This window comes from Aeromicrobium jepli (assembly GCF_047246605.1).
Classification (GTDB): Bacteria; Actinomycetota; Actinomycetes; order Propionibacteriales; family Nocardioidaceae; genus Aeromicrobium.
Genome location: NZ_JBFOKO010000002.1, coordinates 517885 through 540846, shown reverse-complemented (window position 1 = coordinate 540846; position 22962 = coordinate 517885). Strand labels below are relative to the sequence as shown.

Annotated in this window: 22 protein-coding genes; 7 read left to right on the top strand and 15 right to left on the bottom strand. The window is 72.4% G+C overall.

Annotation, left to right across the window (positions count from 1 at the left end):
• Positions 1 to 116: 116 nt before the first annotated feature.
• Positions 117 to 2570 (bottom strand): FtsX-like permease family protein, encoded by a 2454-nt coding sequence (locus tag AB3M81_RS06265; RefSeq protein ID WP_412903045.1) that lies wholly within the window; start codon positions 2568 to 2570, stop codon positions 117 to 119.
• Positions 2570 to 3295, bottom strand: coding sequence for an ABC transporter ATP-binding protein (locus AB3M81_RS06260; protein ID WP_412903044.1), 726 nt, complete (start codon positions 3293 to 3295; stop codon positions 2570 to 2572). Before AB3M81_RS06260 ends, AB3M81_RS06265 begins: the two co-directional genes overlap by 1 nt.
• A gap of 109 nt (positions 3296 to 3404) precedes the next feature.
• Between AB3M81_RS06260 and AB3M81_RS06255 the strand changes: the two genes are divergently transcribed.
• Positions 3405 to 4655 carry a sensor histidine kinase gene (locus AB3M81_RS06255; RefSeq protein ID WP_412903043.1) on the top strand — a complete coding sequence of 417 codons (1251 nt, stop codon included), beginning with the start codon at positions 3405 to 3407 and terminating at the stop codon, positions 4653 to 4655.
• Positions 4643 to 5290 (top strand): response regulator transcription factor, encoded by a 648-nt coding sequence (locus AB3M81_RS06250; RefSeq protein ID WP_412903042.1) that lies wholly within the window; start codon positions 4643 to 4645, stop codon positions 5288 to 5290. The genes AB3M81_RS06255 and AB3M81_RS06250 overlap by 13 nt, the downstream gene beginning before the upstream one ends.
• Before the next feature lie 103 nt (positions 5291 to 5393).
• On the opposite strand, the gene AB3M81_RS06245 is transcribed toward AB3M81_RS06250, so the two are convergent.
• The 6 genes from AB3M81_RS06245 to AB3M81_RS06220 all read right to left on the bottom strand — a co-directional run bounded on the left by AB3M81_RS06245 (position 5394) and on the right by AB3M81_RS06220 (position 11339).
• Positions 5394 to 6956: a hypothetical protein gene (locus AB3M81_RS06245; RefSeq protein ID WP_412903041.1), complete on the bottom strand. Its 1563-nt coding sequence runs from the start codon at positions 6954 to 6956 to the stop codon at positions 5394 to 5396.
• A gap of 62 nt (positions 6957 to 7018) precedes the next feature.
• On the bottom strand, positions 7019 to 7912 hold the full coding sequence (locus AB3M81_RS06240; RefSeq protein WP_412903040.1) for a PhzF family phenazine biosynthesis protein: 894 nt from the start codon (positions 7910 to 7912) through the stop codon (positions 7019 to 7021).
• 27 nt (positions 7913 to 7939) lie between these two features.
• Positions 7940 to 8944 (bottom strand): 5'-3' exonuclease, encoded by a 1005-nt coding sequence (locus AB3M81_RS06235; RefSeq protein WP_412903039.1) that lies wholly within the window; start codon positions 8942 to 8944, stop codon positions 7940 to 7942.
• A 54-nt stretch (positions 8945 to 8998) separates the two neighbouring features.
• On the bottom strand, positions 8999 to 9127 hold the full coding sequence (locus AB3M81_RS06230; protein WP_412903038.1) for a methionine/alanine import family NSS transporter small subunit: 129 nt from the start codon (positions 9125 to 9127) through the stop codon (positions 8999 to 9001).
• Positions 9124 to 10665, bottom strand: coding sequence for a sodium-dependent transporter (locus AB3M81_RS06225; RefSeq protein ID WP_412903037.1), 1542 nt, complete (start codon positions 10663 to 10665; stop codon positions 9124 to 9126). The genes AB3M81_RS06230 and AB3M81_RS06225 overlap by 4 nt, the downstream gene beginning before the upstream one ends.
• A 101-nt stretch (positions 10666 to 10766) precedes the next feature.
• Positions 10767 to 11339 carry a M23 family metallopeptidase gene (locus AB3M81_RS06220; RefSeq protein ID WP_412903036.1) on the bottom strand — a complete coding sequence of 191 codons (573 nt, stop codon included), beginning with the start codon at positions 11337 to 11339 and terminating at the stop codon, positions 10767 to 10769.
• Positions 11340 to 11488: 149 nt separating this feature from the next.
• On the opposite strand from AB3M81_RS06220, the gene putP reads away from it, so the two are divergent.
• The gene (gene putP, locus AB3M81_RS06215; protein ID WP_412903035.1) at positions 11489 to 13006 is read left to right on the top strand and encodes a sodium/proline symporter PutP; all 1518 of its coding nucleotides are present in this window, start codon (positions 11489 to 11491) and stop codon (positions 13004 to 13006) included.
• Between the two features lie 68 nt (positions 13007 to 13074).
• Here the strand turns inward: putP and glnA are convergent, their stop codons facing one another.
• Entirely contained in the window at positions 13075 to 14496 is a 1422-nt protein-coding gene (glnA, locus tag AB3M81_RS06210; RefSeq protein WP_412903034.1) for a type I glutamate--ammonia ligase, read from the bottom strand.
• 237 nt (positions 14497 to 14733) lie between these two features.
• Between glnA and AB3M81_RS06205 the strand changes: the two genes are divergently transcribed.
• The 3 genes from AB3M81_RS06205 to AB3M81_RS06195 all read left to right on the top strand — a co-directional run bounded on the left by AB3M81_RS06205 (position 14734) and on the right by AB3M81_RS06195 (position 16897).
• Positions 14734 to 15891 carry an HNH endonuclease gene (locus AB3M81_RS06205; RefSeq protein WP_412903033.1) on the top strand — a complete coding sequence of 386 codons (1158 nt, stop codon included), beginning with the start codon at positions 14734 to 14736 and terminating at the stop codon, positions 15889 to 15891.
• 83 nt (positions 15892 to 15974) lie between these two features.
• Positions 15975 to 16478: a hypothetical protein gene (locus tag AB3M81_RS06200; RefSeq protein ID WP_412903032.1), complete on the top strand. Its 504-nt coding sequence runs from the start codon at positions 15975 to 15977 to the stop codon at positions 16476 to 16478.
• 35 nt (positions 16479 to 16513) lie between these two features.
• The gene (locus AB3M81_RS06195) at positions 16514 to 16897 is read left to right on the top strand and encodes an RDD family protein (protein WP_412903031.1); all 384 of its coding nucleotides are present in this window, start codon (positions 16514 to 16516) and stop codon (positions 16895 to 16897) included.
• Between the two features lie 19 nt (positions 16898 to 16916).
• On the opposite strand, the gene AB3M81_RS06190 is transcribed toward AB3M81_RS06195, so the two are convergent.
• Genes AB3M81_RS06190 through AB3M81_RS06175 form a run of 4 tightly spaced genes read right to left on the bottom strand, consistent with a single transcriptional unit; the run spans position 16917 to position 19802 of the window.
• The gene (locus tag AB3M81_RS06190) at positions 16917 to 17624 is read right to left on the bottom strand and encodes a DUF4191 domain-containing protein (protein ID WP_412903030.1); all 708 of its coding nucleotides are present in this window, start codon (positions 17622 to 17624) and stop codon (positions 16917 to 16919) included.
• Between the two features lie 15 nt (positions 17625 to 17639).
• Positions 17640 to 18563 carry a lipoyl synthase gene (gene lipA / locus AB3M81_RS06185; RefSeq protein WP_412903029.1) on the bottom strand — a complete coding sequence of 308 codons (924 nt, stop codon included), beginning with the start codon at positions 18561 to 18563 and terminating at the stop codon, positions 17640 to 17642.
• 44 nt (positions 18564 to 18607) lie between these two features.
• Positions 18608 to 19300 carry a lipoyl(octanoyl) transferase LipB gene (lipB, locus tag AB3M81_RS06180; protein ID WP_412903028.1) on the bottom strand — a complete coding sequence of 231 codons (693 nt, stop codon included), beginning with the start codon at positions 19298 to 19300 and terminating at the stop codon, positions 18608 to 18610.
• Positions 19301 to 19304: 4 nt separating this feature from the next.
• Positions 19305 to 19802: a GNAT family N-acetyltransferase gene (locus AB3M81_RS06175; RefSeq protein ID WP_412903027.1), complete on the bottom strand. Its 498-nt coding sequence runs from the start codon at positions 19800 to 19802 to the stop codon at positions 19305 to 19307.
• A 68-nt stretch (positions 19803 to 19870) separates the two neighbouring features.
• Between AB3M81_RS06175 and AB3M81_RS06170 the strand changes: the two genes are divergently transcribed.
• Positions 19871 to 20266 carry a hypothetical protein gene (locus AB3M81_RS06170; RefSeq protein ID WP_412903026.1) on the top strand — a complete coding sequence of 132 codons (396 nt, stop codon included), beginning with the start codon at positions 19871 to 19873 and terminating at the stop codon, positions 20264 to 20266.
• Here AB3M81_RS06170 and AB3M81_RS06165 read toward each other — a convergent pair whose 3' ends face one another.
• Both AB3M81_RS06165 and sucB read right to left on the bottom strand, forming a co-directional pair.
• A complete protein-coding gene (locus AB3M81_RS06165) occupies positions 20267 to 21163 on the bottom strand; it encodes a TIGR01777 family oxidoreductase (protein ID WP_412903025.1) in 897 nt (298 codons plus the stop codon). It lies immediately after the preceding gene.
• A gap of 4 nt (positions 21164 to 21167) precedes the next feature.
• Positions 21168 to 22955, bottom strand: coding sequence for a 2-oxoglutarate dehydrogenase, E2 component, dihydrolipoamide succinyltransferase (sucB, locus tag AB3M81_RS06160; RefSeq protein WP_412903024.1), 1788 nt, complete (start codon positions 22953 to 22955; stop codon positions 21168 to 21170).
• Between the last annotated feature and the right edge of the window lie 7 nt (positions 22956 to 22962).

Below are 22962 nucleotides of genomic sequence, written 5' to 3'. Positions count from 1 at the left end.
CGGGATGAGGAGGATCCAGTGCCCGTTGCTGGAGCACCGCTGCCTCGACCGTACAAGCGTGCGCAGGGTGCGGCAATCGGAGCGCGACCGCAAGTGGGAGGGACGGCGGCAATGCGTCAGCGTCCCGGGAGCGGCGAGCGCCGCAGCAGCCTGCGCGCCGCACCGCGCATCGAGCCGACCGCGACGAGCGCCACGACGGCGGTGATGGCGGGCAGGACCCACAGGGGGCCCTGCGGCCACGGCCGCGCGAGGACGCCGAGTCCCAGCACCGACATGGGCAGCACCGCGATCACGACTCCGGCGCCGATCGCGAGGGCGGCGAGCAGGGCGGCCTCGCGGGTCACCATCGCCCGGACCTGGCGGGGCGTGGCGCCGAGCACCCGCAGCGTGGCCAGCTCGTCGCGGCGGCGGCGGGTCGTCGTGCGCAGGCTCGACGCCACGGCCACCAGGACGTACGCCAGCATCGGCAGCAGGACGACGAGGCTGATCCAGCGCTGCACGCCCGCCTCGTCACCGGGGACCGAGGCCGCGCCGACGGCGACGGCGGGCCGGTCCGCCGCCCACGCGTCGAGCGCCGCCGGATCTCCGTCGACCAGCACGGTGTCGACCGAGCGCGCGAGGCCGTGCGCCGACAGCAGGTCGGTCGAGGTCACGACCGTGCCGAAGCCGAGTCCCCGGCGGTACGTGGCGACCACGACGGGCCGCACCTCGGCGCCGTTCCCCAGGCGCAGGTCGGCCAGGTCGCCGACCTCGAGGCCCCACCGCCCGGCGGTCGTCGCGTCGAGCGCGATGGTCTCGCCGCGCAGGTCGGCCAGGTCACCGTCGGCGATGTCGAGGTCGACGACGCGCTCCGCGCCCGGTCCGAGTCCCAGCGCGGGGAGCCGCTCGGTCGTGGTGTCGCCCAGCGTCCGGCTCGTGCGCACGACCGACGCCGGGACCATCGGCACGGCCGCGTCGATCCCGTCGGTCGCGGCGAGGTCCGCCACGTCGGCGGGTGTGAGCGGACCGCTGACGCGGGCCGGTGCGGTGACGCCCTCGGCGAGCTGGGCCTGTGACGCGCGCTCGAGCGTCGACTGCGCGTACACCTGGGTTACCGTGAGGCTGAACGCCAGCGCCAGCACGCTCACGGCGCCCGCCGTGCGCAGCGAGTACGCGTGCGCCTGGTGGACGGCGAGCCAGCCCGTCACTGGCTGGCCCGCGCCGACGCGGGCGGCCAGCCGGCCGGTCGCCGCACGGGTCAGAGCGGGCCCGGCGAGTCCCAGTCCCACGACGCCCAGGAGCGTCCCGCTCACGGCCGAGAGGAAGGCGTCCTCGCCGCCGAGGGCGAGCGCACCGAACGCGGGCGCGAGCGAGGCGGCGATGAGCGCCAGGCCGAGGCCGGTCCGTACCCGTGACGGCCGGCGCGGCTCGACCTGGGACTCGCCCAGCGCGGCCGTCGCGGGTCGTCGGGACGCCCGCCACGTCACGCCCCGCGCGGCCAGCCGGACGACGAGCACCGTCAGCACGGCGACGGCCGCACCGGCCAGCGGCGACCACACGGCCGGCAGCTCGGTGGCGAGCAGCCCGCGCTCGGCGAGCTGGCCGGCGAACCACCCCGCCAGCGGGTACCCCAGCGCGATGCCGGGCACGAGGCCGGCGACGGCGGCGGCGGTCGCCTGCCGCGTGACGAGGTCTCGCATCTGGCGCGGCGTGGATCCCACCGCTCGCAGCAGCGCGTGTTGGCGACGCTGGTTCGCCACCAGGACCGTCAGAGCGCTCGCGGTGATGCAGCCGACCAGGATCAGCAGCGTTCCGGCGATCGAGGCGGCCAGCTCGAGGAGCTGCAGTCGCGCGTTGCCGACGGCGAGGGACTCGACCGCGCCGCGCGCGTCGCCCGTGGTCACCTCGGCCGCGTCGCCCACGGCGCGCTCCACGCCGGCGGCGACCTCGTCGACGTCGGCGCCGTCGCTCACCCGGACGGCGAGCAGGTCCGCGCGGTCCGGCACGGGGGAGAGCTCGCGCACCGCCGCCGGCGACAGGTGGACGCCGGCGCCGGGCGCGTCGACGACGCCGGCGACCCGGACGTCGCGCGCGGTCGCGCCGGAGATCCGCAGCCGGTCGCCCACGTCGAGGCCGCCGGCGTCGGCGAGCTCCTCGTCGAGGACGACGGAGCCGGGGTCGGGCGCCACGCCGCGCAGGACCGGGTCGGCCAGGGCGGCGACGGACCAGTCGTGCGCGTCGGCGGTGAGCGTCGCGCCGTCCGCCTCGACGGACACCGGGAAGGTCACGTCGGGGGTGGCCCCGGCGACGCCCGGGACCTGCTCGACACGATCGGCGAGACCGAGCGGGACGGTCGCGCGCTCGGGCAGCCGGACGTCGAAGTCCTCGACGACGGGCACCCGCTGGGGCGCGGAGACGAGGATCTGCGCCGCGGCGAGCCGCGAGGGCGGGACCTCGGCGCGCACGGCGGTCTCGGTCAGCACGGCACCGGCCGTGACGAGCGCCGAGCCGCCGAGGATCGCGAACGCGAGACCGAGCAGTGCCCCGGCGTGACCGCGCGCGAGGGTGCGGGCGGGGACGGCGGTGCGCATCAGCGGACCCCGACCAGGCTGGCGGCGAGCGCCTCGGCCGACGGATTCGCCAGGTGGTCGCGCAGGCGGCCGTCGTCGACCACGACGGTCGCGTGGGCACGCGCCGCGGCACGCGGATCGTGCGTCACCATCACGACGGTCTGGCCGAAGTCGTCGACCAGGTCACGCAGCAGGCCGAGCACGTCGCTCGCGGTCGCCGCGTCCAGCGCGCCGGTCGGCTCGTCGGCGAACACCACGTCGGGCCGCGCGACCAAGGAGCGGGCGATCGCGACGCGCTGCTGCTGGCCGCCCGACAGCTCGGCGGGGCGGCGGCCCAGGAACGGGCCCAGGCCGATCCGGTCGACCACCTGAGCGAGCCATGCGCGGTCGCCCTCGGCGCCGGCGAGCCGCAGGGGCAGCGTGATGTTCTCCTCGACGCTGAGCGAGGGCAGCAGGTTGTAGGACTGGAAGACGAAGCCGACCGCGCGGCGCCGGACCAGCGTCCGTTGCGTCTCGTCGAGTCGCGACACCTCGTGTCCGCCGATGACGACCCGCCCCGAGGTCGGCGTGTCGAGTCCGGCGCCGACCTGCAGGAGCGTGGACTTGCCCGACCCGGACGGGCCCATGACGGCCAGGAAGGTGCCGCGGGGCACGGTCAGGCTGACGCCGTCGAGGGCGCGGACGGGCCCGTAGGCCTTGGTGACGTCGCGCAGCTCGAGCGCGAGGTGGGAGGTGTGAGGGCTCATGTCTCGAACGTAGGAACGCCGAGACTGCGAGCCCATCCCGTCACCTGCCCGATCGGGGGTACAGCGTGCTGTACCGACAGGCCCCGTCACGGCCGGTAGCGTGACGGCGATGAACAGCGAGCTGGCGCCGATCGGACGAGGATTCGTCACGCGCCTTCGCGCCGTCGCCCGCGCCACCGTGTACGCCGCGTACGGCGCGTGGCTCGGCCTCGTCGCGATCCTGTCGCTGACGGTGGGCCTGCTGGTCGCGGTGCTGTGGTTCCTGCGCGTCGGCCGCCCGCTGGTTCTTCCCGCGCTCGGCTGGCTGCGCGGGCTCACGGACGCGGAGCGGCGGCGCCTCCGGCGGCTCGGGCACGCCGTCGACGCCCCCGCCCGGCTGGACGGCGGTCCCGAGGAGCAGGTGATGGACCCGGCCACCCGGCGCGAGCTCGGCTGGCTCCTCGTCCACGGCACCGCGGGCCTGCTGCTCGGCGCGATCGTGCTCCAGCTGCTGCTCATCGCGGTGCACGACCTCACGTATCCGCTGTGGTGGAGCGAGGTCGGCGCGGGCGAGCGGACCCTGCTGAACGGACTCGTCCCTGCGAACAGCCCCGAGTCCGCCCGGTGGGGACCGGTGATCGGGCTGGCCGCGCTGGTCCTCTGGTTCGTGGGCACGCCGCGACTGCTGGCCTGGCAGGCGCGTCCCGGCCTCGCGCTGCTCGGGCCCGTCCCCGGCACGGACCTGACCGCCCGTGTGGCCGAGCTGACCGCCACGCGCGCGGCAGCGCTCGACGCGCACGCGATCGAGCTGCGGCGGATCGAGCGCGCCCTGCACGACGGGGCGCAGAACCGCGTCGTGGGCGTCGCGGTGCTGATCGGTGCGGCGCGGCGCGAGGTCGATCGCGATCCCGAGCGCGCCCACGAGATCCTGGCGCGCGCCCAGGACACGACCGAGGAGGCGCTCGCCGAGCTGCGCGCCGTCGTGCGCTCGATCCTGCCGCCCGTCCTGGAGGACCGAGGTCTGGAGGGAGCGCTCGGCGCGCTCGCCGCAGACTGCGCCGTGCCCTGCACGATCTCGATCCACGTGCCGGTGCGGTGCCCCGCGAGCGTCGAGGCGACGGCCTACTTCGTCGTGGCCGAGTCGCTCACGAACGTCGCGCGGCACAGCGCCGCGCGGCACGCCGAGGTCGAGGTCCGGCTCGTCGCCGGCACGCTGCGCGTCCGGGTCGCCGACGACGGGCGCGGGGGAGCGGACCCCGCGGCGGGCTCCGGCCTGGCCGGCATCATCCGCCGTGTCGAGGCCCTCGACGGGACCGCCCGGCTGACCAGCCCGCCCGGCGGGCCGACCGAGCTGGAGGTGGAGCTGCCGTGCGGATCGTGATCGCCGAGGACGACACGCTGCTGAGGGAGGGACTGAGCCTCGTGCTCCGCGGCGAGGGCTTCGACGTCGTCGCGGCCACCGCCGCCCCGGACGCGTTCCTGGCCGCCGTCACCGAGCACCGGCCCGACCTCGCGGTCGTCGACGTGCGGATGCCGCCCACCCACACGGACGAGGGGATCCGGGCCGCCGTCGCCGCGCGCCGCGCCCAGCCCGGTCTCGCCGTCCTCGTGCTCTCGGCCTACGTCGAGCAGAGCTTCGCGACGGACCTGCTCGCCGACGGCGCCGAGCGCGTCGGCTACCTGCTCAAGGAGCGCGTCGGCCGCGTCGACTCGTTCGTCGAGGCGCTGCAGCGCGTCGCCCACGGCGGCACCGCGATGGATCCCGAGGTCGTGGCCCAGCTGTTCGCGCAGCGCCGGTCCGGCGACCCGCTCGAGCGGCTCACGGCCCGCGAGCGCGAGGTGCTGTCGGTCATGGCCGAGGGACTGGGCAACGCGGCCATCGCACAGCGGCTGCACATCACCGACAACGCCGTGCACAAGCACATCCGCAACATCTTCATGAAGCTCGACCTCGCCCCCGACGACCACACGGACCGGCGCGTCGCGGCCGTGCTGAGGTACCTCGAGCAGTCCTGATGACCGGCGTCCCGCCGCGAGATGTGTAGCGGTGTCCACCGCAATCGGGCCGAATCAACCGGATTCAGGTGGGAGCCGCTACACATCTCGGGCCGGGGACCGCTCAGCGCTTGATCCTGCGACCCGGGCTCGTCTTCTGGACCGTCAGGTACTTCGCCTTCGACACGGTCACCCGGACCCGGACGACCTTGCCCCGGTCGGCCCGGCGGACCTTGTACGTCGCCTTCGTCGCCCCCTTGATCGGCTTGCCGTTGCGCAGCCACTGGTGGCGGACCCTGACGGGGCGCGGACCCCACTTCGCCGTCTTCGCGGTGAGCTTCCGGCCCACCTTCGCGGTGCCCGAGACCTTCACCGTGCCGGCCTTGAGCGCACGCTTGCCGACGGTGGCCCGGGAGGTGCTGACGTAGGGGTTCCACCAGCCCGGCCGGCGGACGCTGACGCGCACCTTGAGCGTCTTGTTCACGTCGGCCGACGTGACCTTGTACCGGCTCCGCGTGGCGCCCTTGATCGCGGAGGAGCCGCGCAGCCACTGGTAGCTCACCGTGGCGTCCGGGTCGGCGGTCACGCGGGTCGGCGCCGCCAGGGTGCGGCCGACGGTGGGGGTGCCGGCGACGGCGGGCGCCACGGCGAGCGGCTTGGCCGGGCGGCTGCCCGAGACCTGGACCTGCGCGCGCTGGTACGCGTCGCTGCCGTCGACGTAGTTGCCCTGGGCGTCCTGCTTGTAGATCTTCAGCCGGGCGTCGATCCTGGCGCCAGCGTGGGCGGCGGTGACGGTGAACCGCGAGGTGGCGGCGTCGTGGGTCGTCCCCTGCGGCTGCGGCACGCCGTCGACGTACCAGTCGATCTCGCTGTACGTGTTCGCCGGCTTGCCGAAGGAAGCCGTCAGCGTCGATCCCGGTGCGGCGGTGCCCGAGATCCTCAGCGACGAGGTCGGCACGACGTGCTGCGTGCCGCCGACCATCGTCGACGGGGTGGTCAGGGTCGCGGGCTTGTAGCCGGCCCGGCTGGCCGTCACCTCGACCCAGATCCACGCGCCGTCCTGGGCGGGGGTCGGGGTGAACGTGGCGGACGTCGCGCCCGCGATCGGGGCGGTCGTGCTGCCCTTGCGGCTCATCCACCGGTACGTGAAGGTCGCGTTGGTCGGGCGCCAGCCCTCCTGGCCGACGATCGTGATCGGCTCGCCGACGCGGAAGGAGCCGACCCAGAACGGCTCGACCGGGGCCATGCCCAGGCCCTGCCTCGGCAGCGTGACCGAGAAGGTCCTCGACGGCGCCGCGGCGGTGGGCGTCCAGCTGGTCGCCGTCTGCACCGAGGTCGTGTTGGGCCAGCACGTGTCGCGGTGCCGGACCTCGGGCTGCCAGAACCCGGTGCTCGTCGGTCCGTACAGGTAGTTGTCGTCGAAGAAGCACACACGGTACGGCTTGCCCTGCGGCACGGTCCACGAGAAGCGGCCCTTCGCGTCCGTCAGCTTCGGCCCGAAGGGCAGGGTGCGCCACTCGCCGCCCTGGTACTCGAACACCTCCCAGCGCAGCCACGGCAGCGGCTTGCCGTCGGGGCCGACGGCGACGCCCGTGATCCGGCCGTCCGCGGCCTGCGCCGGGGTGGCGGCCAACGGGACGAGCAACAGCGCGAACAGGGCCAGCAGCAAGGGACGCAGGAGACGCATGGTGCCGACCGTAGTGCCGGGTGCGGGGTCGGCGCTTCCCCCGGAACCGTGGGGTCGCGTCGCTACGCCGGGTCGGCGATGGCCGCCGCACGGCCGGTCACCGAGACGCCAGGGCTGTCCGCCACGAGGTCCACGAGCAGCTCGCTCGGGCGGCCCATGTCGTGGCCCTGGTGGATCGTGACGCGGGTCGGCGTCGGCACGAGCCCGAGCTCGCGCAGGTAGCCGCCGAACGCGGCGGCCGCCGCCCCCGTCGCGGGGTCCTCCACCACGCCGCCGGGCGGGAACGGGTTCCGGACGTGGAAGGTGAGGGAGTCCTGCGCCCAGAACAGGTGCGCGGTGGTCCACTGCTCGCGGGCCATGAGCGTCTCGAGGGCGGGGTAGTCGTAGTCGAGCGCCGCGAGCGTCTCACGGCGGCGCACGCCCAGCACGAGGTGCTGGACGCCGGCGAAGGCCACGTGCGGGGGAAGGTCGGGGTCGAGGTCGTCGACCGTCCACCGCAGCGCGGCGAGCGCCTCGTGCAGCACGGACGGGTCGACGGGCCGCGTCCGCGCCGGCGGCGACGTCAGGGTGGCCACCACATGACCGGCCTCGACCCGGCTGTCGACCGTGACCAGCCCGGCGGGCGTCGTCAGCGCGAGCCGTCCCGGCGCGTGCCGCTCGGCGAACGCGACGGCGGTGGCGACGGTCGCGTGGCCGCAGAACGCGACCTCGGCGACGGGACTGAAGTAGCGGACCTGCGCCGTCGTCGCGTCGTCGGCGGTCGCGGCCTCCGACAGGAACGCCGTCTCGGAGTAGCCGACCTCCCGCGCGATCGCGAGCATCTCGTCGTCGGTCAGGCCGTCCGCGTCGAGGACCACGCCGGCGGGGTTCCCGCCGCCTTGGTCCGTCGTGAACGCGGCATACCGCAGCACCTCGGTCGTCATCGTCCCGTCCTGTCGCGTCGTGGGGGAGTCCATCGTCGCACCGGGGACGGGTCCCGCGGCTCAGCGCAACGCGGCGGACCCGGGGTCGGTGCTGAGGACGCGGACCGCCAGGGTGGTGGTCGCCTCCACGTTCAGGTAGCCGACGACCCGGCTGATCCGTCCGAGGTCCAACGGCAGGAGACCCGGGGTGCCGGGCACGTCCGGCGTGAGGCCGAGGTCGAGGTCGTCGCGTCCGGACATCATCCGGACGTTGAACTCGTAGCGCTCGCGGGCGCCGGGGGCGGCGAGCCGGCGCACGATCGTGCTGCCCATCCGCCGCGTTCCCGTCTCCACCGACCACGAGTCCAGGGTCGCCGCGAGCGTGCGGCCGTCGTCGTGCTCGATGTCCGCCCAGACGGTGTCCATCGAGCCGGCCAGCGTCAGCAGCAGCGCCGCGGTCTTCTCGCCGATGCCGGCGACGCCGGGCAGGTTGTCGCTGGGATCGCCGCGCAGGGCGGCGAAGGCGAGGTAGTGCTCGGCGGCGACGCCGTACATGCTGACCAGCCGCTCCGGCGTGAGCAGGGGCGATCCGTCGATGCCGCCGGTGATCAGCCGCAGCACCCGGGTGTGGTCGCTGATGTGCGCGAACGCGTCCCGGTCCGACGTGACGATCACGCAGTCCCAGCCGTGGTCGCGTGCCCACCGGGCGCCCGAGGCGCTGACGTCGTCGGCCTCGAGTCCCGGGGGAGTGAGCGTCGCCAGGCCGAGCGCGTCGAGGAACGCACCCGTGCGGTCGAGCTGGTCGACCAGCGCCGCGTCCTTCTCGGCGCGGCCCGACTTGTAGGCGGGGTAGTGGTCGGCGCGCACCGAGGACGTGCGGTCGTCGAGCCCGAAGATCACCGCGTCCGGCGCGAACCGCTCGATCGCCTCGATGATCTGGCGCAGCATCCCGTGCAGCGCCCACGCGGGCCGCCCCGACCGGTCCCGCAGCTGGGTGTGCGCCCGCGCATGGTGGTTGCGGTGCAGCAGCGAGGGAGCGTCCACCACGAGCAGCAGCCGGCGGGGACGGGTGACGGGATCAGGCATGGAGATCCCGGCCAGCATAGGCGGGGCGGGCCTCCGTAGGCTGCCCGCCGGCGGTCACAGGTCCCGGTGGAACTGCTCGGGGGAGCCGGAGCCCCGCCGGGTCAGGTTGTAGATCGCGACGGCCAGGCCGCCCCAGATGGCGACCATCGCGACGATCATCATGACGATGGCGTCGGCGTTCATCGTTCACCTCCTGCGATGTCGTCGGCCGGTGCTTCCAGGGAGGTGCCCGGGCGCCACCGTGTGGGTGCCAAGACGTAGCCGGCGACCATGACCGTCGCCGCCGCGCCCCAGCCGAACAGGGCGATCATCCATGTCGGATAGCCGCCGTAGGGGGTCTCCACCACGGTGCGGAACGAGTCGAACACCAGGTACGCGAGCGCGATCGGCACCACGCCGCCGACCAGCAGCCGCCACCACAGGAGCAGCTTGACGGAGCCGTGGCGGTTCATGTGGCTCGCCAGCTGGGGCAGTGCCCTCAGGGACCACGCGACGACGATCATCGACACGAGCGCCACCAGCAGGATGCCGAACTGGTTGATGAAGTGGTCGAGGATGTCGAGCACGTACAGGCCGCTGGCGGTGGAGAAGAAGACCAGGCTGATCACGGCTGCGGGAACGCTGACGACGCCGGCCGCGGCCGCCCGCGACAGGTCGAACTTGTCCCGGACGGCGGACACGACCACCTCGAGCACCGAGACCAGGGACGTGATGCCGGCGACCACGAGCGAGGCGAAGAACAGCACGCCGATCAGGGCGCCGCCCGTCGCCTCGCTGATGATCGTCGGGAACGAGATGAACGCCAGGCCGACGCCGCCTCCGACGACCTCGTCGACGGCGACCCCCTGGGCCTGCGCCATGAAGCCGAGGGCGGCGAAGACGCCGATGCCGGCCAGCAGTTCGAAGCTCGAGTTGGCCAGCCCGACGACCGCGCCGGACCCGGTCATGTCGGTGTCGCGGTCGACGTAGGAGGCGTAGGTGATCATGATGCCGAAGCCGATCGAGAGCGAGAAGAAGATCTGGCCGAAGGCGGCCGCCCACACCCCGGCGTGGGTCAGCGTGCTCCAGTCGGGCGTGAAGAACGCCTCGAGTCCGTCGACCGCGCCGGGCAGGAACAGCGAGCGGATCACCAGTGCCAGGAACGCGACGACCAGCACGGGGATGGCGACGACGGAGGTCAGCCCGATGCCCTTCTCCACGCCGGCCACCATCACGGCGATCACGGCGATCCACACGATCGCCATGGGGATCAGCACGCCGACCACGACGGTGAGGTCGACTGTGACGTCCGCCGTCTGCAGGAAGTCCTTCATGAAGAAGGTCTCGGGATCGTCGCCCCACGCCTTGTTCACCGAGAAGAACGTGTACCGCAGCGCCCACGCGATCACGGCGGCGTAGTAGACGGCGATCATGAAGCACACGCCGACCTGCCACCAGCCCAGCGCCTCGGCCGGACGGCTCAACCGGGCGAAGGACAGCGGGGCCGAGCCGCGGAACCGGTGTCCCAGCGCGTAGTCCAGGTACAGGAACGGCAGCCCCGCGCAGAAGAGGGCGACGAGGTAGGGGATCAGGAACGCGCCGCCGCCGTTCTCGTAGGCGACGTACGGGAACCGCCAGATGTTCCCCAGCCCCACGGCCGAGCCGATCGCGGCGAAGATGAACACCTTGCGCGACGAGAACGCTCCGCGCTTCGCCTTCTCGGACGTGACCTCGGTCGACATGACGCTCCTCGTGAAGATGGGGATCCGGGCCTGGGGGATCGCCTGGCGGTCACCTCATCGTGGCAGACGATGCGGGCGGCGTCGCGGGGGCCGCGGCCGACCTACGAAGGCACGTCGACGATCTCCCCGTTGCGCGGGAGCCGGCCGAGGAAGGTGATCGGCACCGCCTCGGCGTGGGCGACGTCGTGTCGATCGAACGCCTGGACGTGGACGTGCGGCTCGGTGCTGTTGCCCGAGTTGCCGCAGCGCCCGAGCGGCCGCCCCGCACTCACCCGGTCACCGACCCGGACCTCGACGCTGTCCCGCTGGAGGTGGCACACCGCGACGACGACCCTCCCGTCCGTCTCGACCAGGACATGGTTCCCCGCGAGCACGGTCCAGCCCAGCGCGGCCCGCCGTCGCTGCGAGAGCGCGTAGGAGATGGACGGCAGACCCCGGAAGGCGGCGTGGTCCGGTGCCGAGTCCTGCGCGGCGACGACGGTCCCGGCGACGGGGGAGAGGATCGGCCGGCCGAAGCCGGGGAACCGGTCCGCCGGCTCGGAGCGCACGAGCGACCTCAGCGACAACGGCGCCGTGCGCCCGGCGGCGTCCACCGGCACGAAGTCGATGGCGAACGACGACGCGAACGCCTCGGTGCCGTGACTCGGCACCCGGTTCGCCGGGCTGTTCCGCACGGACCACCGTCCCGTGAACGGGTACTCCAGCTCCACACCCACCCCCGCGCGTCCTCCTCGAGTCGGTCCGCCTTCATCCTGACGTGGTTTTTGCGAGGGCGATGTGACGCGAGAGACTCGTCGGGCACATTCGGCAGTCGAGGGGGGCCATGTTGAGTGACGAAGCGTTCCAGATCACGGCGCTGGTCATCTACTTCCTGGTGATGATCGGCATCGGCTACTACGCCTACACGAAGACGTCCGACCACGAGGGCTACATGCTGGCCGGGCGGCAGCTCCCGCCCTGGACCGCGGCGTTGAGCGCGGGCGCGTCCGACATGTCCGGCTGGCTCATGATGGGCCTGCCCGGCGCGATCTACGCGGCCGGCCTGATCGAGGCGTGGATCGCGATCGGCCTGACGATCGGCGCCTACCTGAACTGGAGGCTCGTGGCGCCGCGACTGCGTGCCTACACCGAGGTGGCGCGGAACTCGATCACGATCCCGAGCTTCTTCGAGAACCGCCTGCACGACCGGTCACGGTCCCTGCGGATCGCCTCCGGTGCGATCGTGCTGGTGTTCTTCACGTTCTACGTGTCGTCGATGATGGTGGCGGGCGGCGAGTTCTTCCGTCTGGCGTTCGGCGTCTCGTACACGAACGGCATGCTGATCGTCGTCGCGGTGACCCTCGGCTACACCCTGTTCGGCGGCTTCCTCGGCGCCTCGCTGACGGACGTCGTGCAGGGCATGATGATGATGGTCGCGCTGCTCGTCATCCCGGTGGCGGCCGTCCTCACGCTCGGCGGTGTCGACGAGACCGTCGACGGGATCCGCGAGGTCGGCGCCGACCACCTGTCCCTGCTGTCCGGGACGAGCCTGACGGCCGCGACGGTCGTGTCGATCGTCTCGGCGATGGCCTGGGGTCTGGGCTACTTCGGCCAGCCGCACATCATCGTGCGCTTCATGGCGATGCGTGACGCCGCCTCGGCTAGGAGCGCCCGCCGCATCGGCATCGGCTGGATGGTCGTCACGCTCGCCGGTGCGGTCGCCTGCGGCCTCATCGGCGTGGCCTTCTTCGCGCGCACCGACAGGTCGCTCGACAACCCCGAGCTCGTCGTGCTCACCATGGGGGAGGCGCTGCTGCACCCCCTGGTCGTCGGCTTCGTGTTCGCCGCGGTGCTGGCCGCGATCATGAGCACCGTCTCGAGCCAGCTGATCGTCACCTCGTCGGCGTTCGTCGAGGACCTGTACAAGGTGTTCCGGCCCGAGGCGAAGCCGCGGACGCTGTTGAACCTCGGCCGGCTGTGCGTGCTCGCGGTCGCGCTGATCGCGACCGTGCTCGCGATCAACCCGAGCGGCACGATCCTCGAGCTCGTCGCGTTCGCCTGGGCCGGCTTCGGCGCGTCGTTCGGGCCCGCGATCCTGTTGAGCCTGTTCTGGCGCGAGCTGACCAACTGGGGCGCCCTGGCCGGCATGGTCTCCGGCGCGGTGACGGTCTTCCTGTGGAGCTCCTACGGCCCCGACATCTACGGCGTGGCCCTGTACGAGATCGTGCCCGGCTTCATCGTGAACACGGTCGTGGCGATCGTGGTCAGCAAGATGACCACGGTCGAGGCCGCCGTCGAGCGCGAGTTCGACGCCGCCGTCGAGCTGGCCGAGGCGAAGCAGGCCGCGGCCGAGGTGGGCTGAGCGGCACCATACGGCGAACGGCCCCCGACCTTCGCAGGTCGGGGGCCGTCGCGTTCCGTGCTGATGACTCAGATGTCGTAGTACAGCTCGAACTCGTGCGGGTGCGGGCGCAGCTGGATCGGCAGGATCTCCTCGTTGCGCTTGTAGTCGATCCACGTCTCGATCAGGTCGGGCGTGAACACGTCGCCGACGGTGAGGAAGTCGTGGTCGCGCTCGAGGTTGTCGAGGACGGCGCCGAGCGAGGTCGGGACCATGTCGATCTCGGCGTACTCCTCCGGCGGCAGCTCGTAGATGTTCTTGTCGATCGGGGCCGGCGGCTCGATCTTGTTCTTGACGCCGTCGATGCCGGCGAGCAGCAGCGCGGAGAACGCCAGGTACGGGTTGCTCGACGGGTCGGGGCAGCGGAACTCGATGCGCTTGGCCTTGGCGTTGGCGCCCGTGATCGGGATGCGGACGCAGGCCGAGCGGTTGCGGGCCGAGTAGACCAGCGCGATCGGGGCCTCGAAGCCCGGCACCAGGCGGTGGTAGGAGTTCACAGAGGGGTTGGTGAACGCCAGCAGCGACGGCGCGTGCTTCAGGATGCCGCCGATGTACCAGCGGGCGGTGTCGGACAGTCCGCCGTAGCCGGACTCGTCGTAGAACAGCGGCTCGCCGTTGTTCCAGATCGACTGGTGCACGTGCATGCCCGAGCCGTTGTCGCCGAAGATCGGCTTCGGCATGAACGTCACGGTCTTGTCGTTCGCCCACGCGGTGTTGCGCACGAGGTACTTGAACTTCATCGTGTCGTCCGCGGCCTTGAGCAGCGTGTCGAAGCGGTAGTTGATCTCCGCCTGGCCGGCGGTGCCGACCTCGTGGTGACCGCGCTCGAGGACGAGGCCCGCGTTCGTCAGGTTCGTCATCATGTCGTTGCGCAGGTCGGCGAAGCGGTCGGTCGGCTGGACGGGGAAGTAGCCGCCCTTGTAGCGGACCTTGTAGCCGCGGTTGTCGTCCAGCTCGTCGCCGGTGGACCAGGCGGACTCGGCCGACTGGATCTCGTAGTAGCTCTTGTGCGCGCTCGTGCCGTAGGCGACGCGGTCGAAGATGTAGAACTCGGCCTCGGGGGCGAAGAACGCCGTGTCGCCGATGCCGGTGGTCTTGAGGTAGGCCTCGGCCTTGCGGGCGATGTTGCGCGGGTCGCGCGAGTAGGGCTCGCCGGTGATCGGGTCGTGGACGAAGAAGTCCATCGCGATCGTCTTGGGGTTGCGGAACGGGTCCACGTACGCCGTGCCGTAGTCGGGCAGCAGCTTCATGTCGGACTGGTCGATGCTCTGGAAGCCGCGGATCGACGAGCCGTCGAACGCGACGCCCTCGGCGGCGGTGTCCTCGTCGAACGCCGAGATCGGCATCGTGACCTGCTGCTGGATGCCCGGCAGGTCGGTGAAGCGGATGTCGATGTACTGGACACCCTCGTCCCGGACGAACTTGAAGAACTCGTCGGCATTGCCGAACATGTGGCCTCCTTGACCGCGGTACAGCGGATAGATCGGTGTGGTCGCGTACTCCCTGCGTCCGCCATGAGGCTAGTTCCGGGGAATTTCCCGACCATCACCGGATTGTTACATGCAGGTTACGGGGTCGCCCGTTGTCGAGGTCGAGCGGCTGTCGGAGGCGGGTGCTATGGCGATTCGTGCTGGTATTGCAGCACAAAAACCTTGACATTCGAACAGGTGTGCCAGTACGGTGGTGGCATGTCTTCGGGGGTGGACGAGCTCGTCGCGGTGCTGCGCGAGGGCGCGCAGGTGCTGAGATCGGTCACGAGCTCGACGCCGGACGAGCTGCGGGCCCTCGCGGCGGTCCGGGACGCCGCCGACGCCGCCATCGCCGAGCGGCTCGCGCTGCTGGAGCAGACGCAGGAGCACGTGGCCGAGGACGCGCCGTCCGTCGCGGTCTGGGCGCGCCGCGAGCTGCGCCAGGACGCCCGCCGCACCCGTCAGCACCTGCGGGCCGCGCGCACCATGTCCGAGCTGCCCCGCGTGGCGGAGTCCGCCCGGGCCGGGCGCATCTCGCCCGACCACGTGGCCCGCCTCGCGTTCGCGCTCGACCACGTCGACGAGCACGCGGTGCGCGAGGTCGAGGCCGAGTTGCTCGCCGTCGCCGAGCGCCACGAGCCGGCGCGGCTCAAGCACGTCATCGACCGGATGCGAGCCGTGCTGCACGCCGAGGAGCTCGACCGGGCCTGGATCGCGGGCCAGGAGAAGGCCCATGTCAGCCTGCACGCGCTGCCGGACGGCTGGCACCTGACGGGCTTCCTGCCGACTGACGTCGGCGCGCGGCTCAAGGCCGTGCTCGACGCCGTGTCGGTCCCGCGCGAGGCGGGCGATGACCGGACCGCGTCGCAGCGACGCATCGACGGCCTCGACGAGGTGCTGACCCGCGTGCTGGCCGAGGGCCTGCCCACCGACGGCACCGTGCGCCCGCAGATCCACGTCGTCGTGGACGCCGGGACGCTGCAGGCCGCGCTCGCGCCGCAGACCGCCTCCGCGTTCGAGCCGGCCGAGCCCGCCGAGCTGGTCGGCTTCGGCCACATCGGCCCGAGCCTGCTGGCCCACCTGACGTGCGGCGCCGATCTGATCCCCGTGCTGGTGGACCGGATCGGTCCGAACGCCGAGGTCCTCGACGTCGGCCGCCGGCATCGGGACGCGACACCGAAGCAGCGCCATGCGGTCTGGCTGCGCCAGGGCGGAGGCTGCGCCACCGAGCACTGCCGCCACTCGATCGACCACGTCCACCACCGACGACGATGGTCCGACGGAGGACCCACCGACCTGGCCAACCTCGTCGGACTGTGCTCCGCCTGTCACCGGCACGAGCACCGGAACGACACGATGCTCGCCCGTGCCGGGTGATCGGGGTGCCCGGTATCGGCACGGCCCGCCACGCCTCGTCAGGGGCGTGGGGCGAGCCGCGCCCCCGGACCGAGGAGCTCACGATGAAGCGTTCGCAGAAGATCGCCGCCGGCGTCGGTGCCGTCCTGCTCGCGGGCGGTGTCGCCGCGCCCGCGTCCGCCCAGACCGTCACCCGCGAGGACCCCGCCGGCGACGCGCCGGCCCGCATCGACATCACCCGGGTCCGGTACGCCCATCTCGACGACCGGGTTCGCGTCGCCGCGCGCATCCCCGACCTCGGCGCGGCGGGCACGGCGGACCTGCTGATCTCCCGCTTCGAGATCTTCGAGGCGGGCTACCTCGCCCGGATCCGCAAGGTCACCGGCAAGCAGGCCAAGGTCTCGCTGCTGTACTACGACCACTTCGACCTGAGGAAGCGCGCGTGCCGCGGCCTGACGGGCTCGTGGGAGGCCGACAAGATCCGCCTCAAGGTGCCGCGCTCGTGCCTCAAGGGCCACCGCACCACGTACGTGTTCACGCAGTTCGTGATCGCCCGGGGCGAGCCGTTCGACGAGGCCCCCGCCGTCAGGCGGCTCAAGAGGTCCTGACCGCGTCGTCACGGGTCCTGCCTAGGCTGGGACCCGTGACGAACCCCCACGACGACGAGCCCTCGCTGGGCCGCCGCCTTGTCGCCCTGCTCATCGACTGGATCATCGCGTCGTTCTCCGCCGTGGCGCTGTTCGGCTGGACGGGCGTGAGCTTCCCGCCGGAGGGCATCCGCGAGCAGCTCATCCTCAACGGCGTGTTCATCGTCGAGGTCGCGATCCTCGTCGGTCTGACCGGCTTCTCCATCGGCAAGCGCGTCATGGGACTGCGCCTCATCAACCCCGACGGCCGACCCATCGGCATCGCCCGCGCGCTGCTGCGCACCGTGCTGCTGAGCCTCGTCGTCCCCGCCATCGTCATGACCGACGACAAGCGAGGCCTCCACGACCTCGCTGCGGGCAGCAAGGTCGTGAAGGCCTGAGGCTCGTTCGCGCGGAGGGTCAGCCCCGCATCATCTTGCGGGCGCCCTTCATGCTCGTGGGGATCGGACCCCGCGGCATGGGAGCGGCCGGGCGCATCGCGTCGAGCGCCTTGAGCTTGTAGAGCACGTCGGTCTGCTGCGCGGGCTTGATCGCCTTCTTGCGCTTCTTGACGTTCTTGACCAGGTCGGGGAGCGGCACCTCGCCGTCGCCGCGGCCGACGATGACGGTCGAGACCGGGACGCCCTCGCCCACGATGCGCTGGTGCTTCTTGACCTCGGCGCCGAGCAGGTTCTTGACGCGGGCGTGCTGGCCCTCGCCGACCAGGATCACGCCGGGGCGCCCCACGACGCGGTGCACGACGTCCTGCTGCTTGGTGAACGCGACGGCGGGCTTGACGTCCCAGCCGCGGCGCAGCATCTGCAGCGCACCGGCGCCGGCACCGAGCTGGCCCTCGGCCTGCTGGTACATCGACTTCTCGACGCGGCGGCCGAACACGATCATCGTGGCCAGCAGCGCGACCGTCAGCGCCAGGATCGCCGTGATGATGATCGAGAACCAGTGGGTCCCGATCAGGAGGATCCCGAGGGCCACCACCGCGGCGGCGGACAGGACGAAGACGGCGATCAGCAGCAGCCCCAGACGGGGCTGGGTCCGCTTCGTCATCTGGTACGCCTGGCGCAGCTGCGCGAGGCGTCCGGCGGAGGCGGCGGGCGCGGGGGTGGACATGCGCCCGATTCTACGTCAGGCCCGTGCGTCCATCGCCTGCCGGTAGAGGCGGCCGGCGCGGTACGAGGAGCGGACGAGCGGCCCGGACATGACGCCGGAGAAGCCGATCTCCTCGGCCTCGTGCTGCAGCTCGACGAACTCCTCGGGCTTGACCCAGCGCTCGACGGGGTGGTGCCGCGGCGACGGGCGCAGGTACTGCGTGATCGTCACCAGCTCGCAGCCGGCCTCGTGCAGGTCGCGCAGTGCCTGCGAGACCTCCTCGCGGGTCTCGCCCATGCCCAGGATGAGGTTGGACTTGGTGACCAGGCCGAAGCGGCGGGCCTGCGTCAGGACATCGAGCGAGCGCTCGTAGCGGAACGCGGGGCGGATGCGCTTGAAGATCCGCGGGACGGTCTCGACGTTGTGCGCGAGCACCTCGGGACGCGACTCGAACACCTCCTCGAGCAGCTCGGGCTTGCCGTTGAAGTCGGGGATCAGGTTCTCGACGCCCGTCTCGGGGTTGAGCTCGTGGATCTTGCGGACCGTCTCGGCGTAGAGCCACGCGCCGCCGTCGGGCAGGTCGTCGCGGGCGACGCCGGTGATCGTGGCGTACTTCAGGCCCATCGTGCGGACGGACTCGGCGACGCGGCGCGGCTCGTCGCGGTCGAGCGCCTCGGGCTTGCCCGTGTCGATCTGGCAGAAGTCGCAGCGGCGCGTGCACTGCTCGCCGCCGATGAGGAACGTCGCCTCGCGGTCCTCCCAGCACTCGAAGATGTTGGGGCAGCCCGCCTCCTGGCAGACCGTGTGCAGGCCCTCGCCCTTCACGAGCTTCATCAGCTCGTTGTACTCCGGACCCATCTTGGCCCGGGTCTTGATCCAGGCGGGCTTCTTCTCGATCGGGGTCTCGGCGTTGCGAGCCTCGAGGCGCAACAGCTTGCGTCCTTCAGGAGCGATGGTCACGGGACCACCCTACGCGCCGTGTCCCACCGGGGCCGAGACACGGTTCACAGCAGCGGGACGCTCGGGTGGGCGATGCGCTCGATGTCGGGAGAGGGCTCGTACGGGCGCCACGCGAGCAGGTCGCGCAGGTGCTCGATGACGACGGGTGCGACGTCCTCGGGGCGGACGTCGCGGCCCAGCTCGCGGTCGAGCGAGGTGACGCCCGCGTCGGCGATGCCGCACGGCACGAACCGGTCGTACCAGGCCATGTCCACGTCGCAGTTGAGGCTGAAGCCGTGCATCGTCACGCCGCGCGAGACGCGGATGCCGATCGCGGCGATCTTGCGCTCGGGCCGGCCGTCGCCCTCGGGCAGCCACACGCCCGAGCGGCCCTGGACGCGGCCCGTGGTCACGCCGAGGTCCGCCAGCGAGCGGATCAGCGCCTCCTCGACGCGACGGACGTAGTCCACGACCAGGACGTGCGAGGGCAGCTTCGTGATGGGGTAGCCGACCAGCTGGCCGGGACCGTGGAACGTGATCTTGCCGCCGCGGTCGACGTCGACGACGGGCGTGCCGTCGAGCGGGCGCTCGTGCGGCTCGGTGCGCTTGCCGGCGGTGTACACGGGCGGGTGCTCCAGGAGCAGGACGGTGTCCTCGACGCGGTCCGCCACGCGGTCGGCGTGCAGGTCGCGCTGCAGCTGCCACGCCTGCGTGTACTCGATGGCGGCGTCGCCGTACCAGTCCTGGAGGAAGCGCACGGGATCAGCCTACGGCCAGGCGCAGGATCGACAGGTCGAGCCAGCGGTCGAACTTGCGGCCCACCTCGGGCAGCCGCGCGGCCAGCTCGAAGCCCAGGTCCTCGTGCAGCTCGATCGAGACGGTGTTGCCCGACTCGATGAGGGCCAGGGCGACGTGCGCGCCCGGGTCGTCGTACGCGCGGCCGAGCAGGGCCACCATGAGCTGGCGGGCGACGCCCCGGCGGCGGTGGTCGCGGTGGACGTAGACGGAGTTCTCGACCGTGTGGCGGTACGACGACCGCGGCCGGAACGGCCCGTAGCTGGCGTAGCCGGCGACCTGGCCGTCGATCTCGGCGACCAGGACGGGCTTGCCGTCGCCGACGAGCCGCTCGTACCAGGCGACCCGGTCGGCGAGGTCGACCGCTGACTCGTCCCAGATGGCGGTCGTGGTCAGGATCGCGTCGTTGTGGATGTCGAGGATCGCGGGCAGGTCGGCGGGGGACGCCTCTCGGATGAGCACCACGGCACCATGGTCGCAGGGCTGTGGACGACCGGTCGACACCCGGTGGCGCGCGACGGGAGACTGCGCGGATGGGTGAGCTGATCGCCGCGCTCGTGATGCTGCTGGTGCCGCGCGCGGAGCCGTGCGCGGTGCTCGGCGCGCTCGACGTCGTGCGGGCCGAGGCGTGGAGTCGTGGCGACCCGGGACTGCTCGCCGAGGTCTACGCCGGCGAGGCGGGGCGAGCGGACGTCGCCCGCCTCACGCGCTGGCGCGAGCGGGGGATCGAGGTCCGCGGGATGCGATCGGTTCATGCGGCGTGCGAAGCGGCCGGGCCGGCGTCGGCGCGGGTCGTGCAGCGGTTGGGGCCCACAGCGGCGGTGCTGCCGGACGGCAGCCGGCGGGCGCTCCCGCAGGATGCGTGGGACCGCCGCCGCGTCGAGCTCGTGCAGGTCCGGGGACGGTGGCGGATCGCGCGCGTGCGCTGATCAGCCGCGGTGGCGGCCGAGAGCGGTGCGCAGGACGCGGTCGATGCCCGGGTCCTCGAACGTGAAGCCGTCGGCCATGAGCGCGTCGGGGCGCAGCCGCAGCGAGCCGAGCAGGTCGTCGGCGAGGCTGCCGAGCGCCAGTCGCAGCGCGAACGACGGCGCGGCGAGGAACGCCGGCCGGCGGACGGCGGCGGCCAGCGCGCGGGTGAAGTCGCGGTTCGTGACGTCGTCCGGGATCGCGAGGTTCACCGGACCGCTGAGGTCGCCCTCGAGCACGTGGGTGACCGCGCGGACCCAGTCGCGGCGCGAGATCGTGGAGAAGTACTGCTCGCCGTCGCCGAGCCGGGCGCCCAGGCCGAGCCGGAACGGCAGGACCATGAGCTTGAGGGCGCCGCCCGAGCGATCCATCACGAGCGAAGTGCGCAGGTACGCGACGCGCGCACCGGCCTCGACGGCCGGAGCGGCGGCCGCCTCCCACCGCTGGGCGACCTCGGCGAGGAAGCCCGTGCCCGAGGACGCGTGCTCGCCCAGCGGCTCGTCACCGCGGTCGACGCCGTACCAGGACATCCCGGAGCCGGACAGGAACGCCGGGGGAGCGGGCGACGCCGCGACCGCGCGGGCGAGCGTGCCCGTGGCGCCCAGGCGGGAGGCGAGGATCTCGCGCTTGCGCGCGGGCGTCCGGGGCCACTGCGAGATGGGGGAGCCGGACAGGTTGACGACGGCGTCGGCGTCCGCGATGAGGTGCTGGTCGACCAGCCCCTCCGACGGCTTCCACCAGGACTCGCCGTCACCCGCCGTGCGCCGCACGAGCGCGGTCACGTCGTGACCGCGCTCGCGCAGGTGGGCAACCAAGGGCGCGCCGAGGAATCCTGACGCGCCCCCGATCACGACTCGCATGGACTCAGCCCAGCTCGCCCTCGAACGCCCCGGCCTGCAGGCGCTCCTTGATGGCGGTCAGGAAGCGGCCCGCGTCGGCGCCGTCGATGATGCGGTGGTCGTACGTCAGCGCGAGGTACGCCATCGAGCGGATCGCGATCGACTCCGAGCCGTTCGCGTCGGTGATCACGACGGGACGCTTGACGATCGAGCCGACACCCAGGATCGCGACCTGCGGCTGGTTGATGATCGGCGTGTCGAACAGGGCGCCGTTGGAGCCCAGGTTCGTGATCGAGAACGTGCCGCCGGACAGCTCGTCCGGGGTGATCTTGTTGTTGCGCGTGCGATCGGCGATGTCGGCGATCTTGCGAGCCAGACCGGCGATGTTGAGGTCACCGGCGTCCTTGATCGTCGGGGCCAGCAGGCCGCGCTCGGTGTCGACCGCGATCGAGAGGTGCTCGCCGTCGGGGTAGGTGACGGTGCCGCCCTCGAGGTCGAGCGCCGCGTTGACCTGCGGGTACTGCTTGAGCGCCTCGATGGCCGCCTTCGCGAAGAACGGCAGGTACGTCAGCTTGACGCCCTCACGCTCGGCGAACGCGTCCTTGTGCTTGGCGCGCAGGCGAACGACCTCGGTGACGTCGACCTCGTGGACCTGCGTCAGCTGGGCGCCGATCTGCAGCGACTCGACCATGCGCGTGGCGATGGTCTTGCGCAGGCGCGTCAGCTTCTCGGTGCGGCCACGCAGCGGCGAGGGCTCCGGGGTGGACGGGGCCGAGGCCGCGGGGGCGGACTCGGCGGGCGCCTCGGCGGCCTTGCTCTTCTCGGCGGCGTCGAGGATGTCCTGCTTGCGGATGCGGCCGCCGACGCCCGAGCCCGTCACGGTGGACAGGTCGACGCCGTGCTGCTTCGCGAGCTTGCGCACGATCGGGGTGACGTAGCCCTCGGAGGATCCCTCCGAGCCGGCCTCCACCTTCGGCTGCTCGGGCTGCTCGGCCTTCGCCTCCTCCTTCGGGGCCTCGGCCTTCGGCTCCTCGGCCTGGGGCTGCTCCGGCTCGGGGGCGGCCTCGGGCTCCGGCTCCGGCTCGGGCTCGGGCTCCGGCTCGGGAGCGGCCTCGGGCTCCGGCTGGGACTCGGCCGGAGCCGCGCCCTCCTCGCCGATGATGGCCAGCTCGGCACCGACCTCGACGGTCTCGTCCTCGGCGACCTTGATCTCCAGCAGGGTGCCCGCGACGGGGGAGGGGATCTCGGTGTCGACCTTGTCGGTGGAGATCTCCAGCAGCGGCTCGTCGACCTCGACGGTGTCGCCGACGGACTTGAGCCACTGGGTGACGGTGCCCTCGGTGACGGACTCGCCGAGCGCCGGCAGGGTCACGGCCTGGCCCTGCGTGCCGCCGGACGAGGCCGGCTTGGCCTCCGGCTCGGGGGCGGGAGCGGCCTCGTCGGGCTCGCCGGCGGGCTGGTCGGCCTCGGTGGCCGGGTCCTCCGGCTCGGGCTCGGCCTCGGGAGCCGCCTGCTCGCCGTCCAGGTTCGTGTCGCCCGCGGCGTCGTCGGAGCCGCTGCCCGAGCCGCTCTCGTCGGCGTCGCCGATGAGCGCCAGCACGGCGCCCACCTCGACGGTGTCGTCCTCCTCGGCACGGATCTCCAGGATCGTGCCCGCCACGGGGGAGGGGATCTCGGTGTCGACCTTGTCGGTGGAGATCTCCAGCAGCGGCTCGTCGACCTCGATCGTGTCGCCGACCGACTTGAGCCACTGGGTGACGGTGCCCTCGGTGACGGACTCGCCGAGCGCGGGAAGGGTGACTTCGGTTGCCATGTGGTTG

What these genes read in the sequence shown, in the direction of transcription:
- AB3M81_RS06260 (WP_412903044.1), bottom strand. Translation starts at nt 3,295, where the DNA reads ATGAGCCCTCACACCTCCCACCTCGCGCTCGAGCTGCGCGACGTCACC.
- AB3M81_RS06235 (WP_412903039.1), bottom strand. Translation starts at nt 8,944, where the DNA reads ATGCCTGATCCCGTCACCCGTCCCCGCCGGCTGCTGCTCGTGGTGGAC.
- AB3M81_RS06255 (WP_412903043.1), top strand. Translation starts at nt 3,405, where the DNA reads ATGAACAGCGAGCTGGCGCCGATCGGACGAGGATTCGTCACGCGCCTT.
- AB3M81_RS06225 (WP_412903037.1), bottom strand. Translation starts at nt 10,665, where the DNA reads ATGTCGACCGAGGTCACGTCCGAGAAGGCGAAGCGCGGAGCGTTCTCG.
- AB3M81_RS06245 (WP_412903041.1), bottom strand. Translation starts at nt 6,956, where the DNA reads ATGCGTCTCCTGCGTCCCTTGCTGCTGGCCCTGTTCGCGCTGTTGCTC.
- putP (WP_412903035.1), top strand. Translation starts at nt 11,489, where the DNA reads ATGTTGAGTGACGAAGCGTTCCAGATCACGGCGCTGGTCATCTACTTC.
- sucB (WP_412903024.1), bottom strand. Translation starts at nt 22,955, where the DNA reads ATGGCAACCGAAGTCACCCTTCCCGCGCTCGGCGAGTCCGTCACCGAG.
- AB3M81_RS06165 (WP_412903025.1), bottom strand. Translation starts at nt 21,163, where the DNA reads ATGCGAGTCGTGATCGGGGGCGCGTCAGGATTCCTCGGCGCGCCCTTG.
- glnA (WP_412903034.1), bottom strand. Translation starts at nt 14,496, where the DNA reads ATGTTCGGCAATGCCGACGAGTTCTTCAAGTTCGTCCGGGACGAGGGT.
- AB3M81_RS06240 (WP_412903040.1), bottom strand. Translation starts at nt 7,912, where the DNA reads ATGGACTCCCCCACGACGCGACAGGACGGGACGATGACGACCGAGGTG.
- AB3M81_RS06170 (WP_412903026.1), top strand. Translation starts at nt 19,871, where the DNA reads ATGGGTGAGCTGATCGCCGCGCTCGTGATGCTGCTGGTGCCGCGCGCG.
- AB3M81_RS06265 (WP_412903045.1), bottom strand. Translation starts at nt 2,570, where the DNA reads ATGCGCACCGCCGTCCCCGCCCGCACCCTCGCGCGCGGTCACGCCGGG.
- AB3M81_RS06200 (WP_412903032.1), top strand. Translation starts at nt 15,975, where the DNA reads ATGAAGCGTTCGCAGAAGATCGCCGCCGGCGTCGGTGCCGTCCTGCTC.
- AB3M81_RS06190 (WP_412903030.1), bottom strand. Translation starts at nt 17,624, where the DNA reads ATGTCCACCCCCGCGCCCGCCGCCTCCGCCGGACGCCTCGCGCAGCTG.
- AB3M81_RS06205 (WP_412903033.1), top strand. Translation starts at nt 14,734, where the DNA reads ATGTCTTCGGGGGTGGACGAGCTCGTCGCGGTGCTGCGCGAGGGCGCG.
- AB3M81_RS06230 (WP_412903038.1), bottom strand. Translation starts at nt 9,127, where the DNA reads ATGAACGCCGACGCCATCGTCATGATGATCGTCGCGATGGTCGCCATC.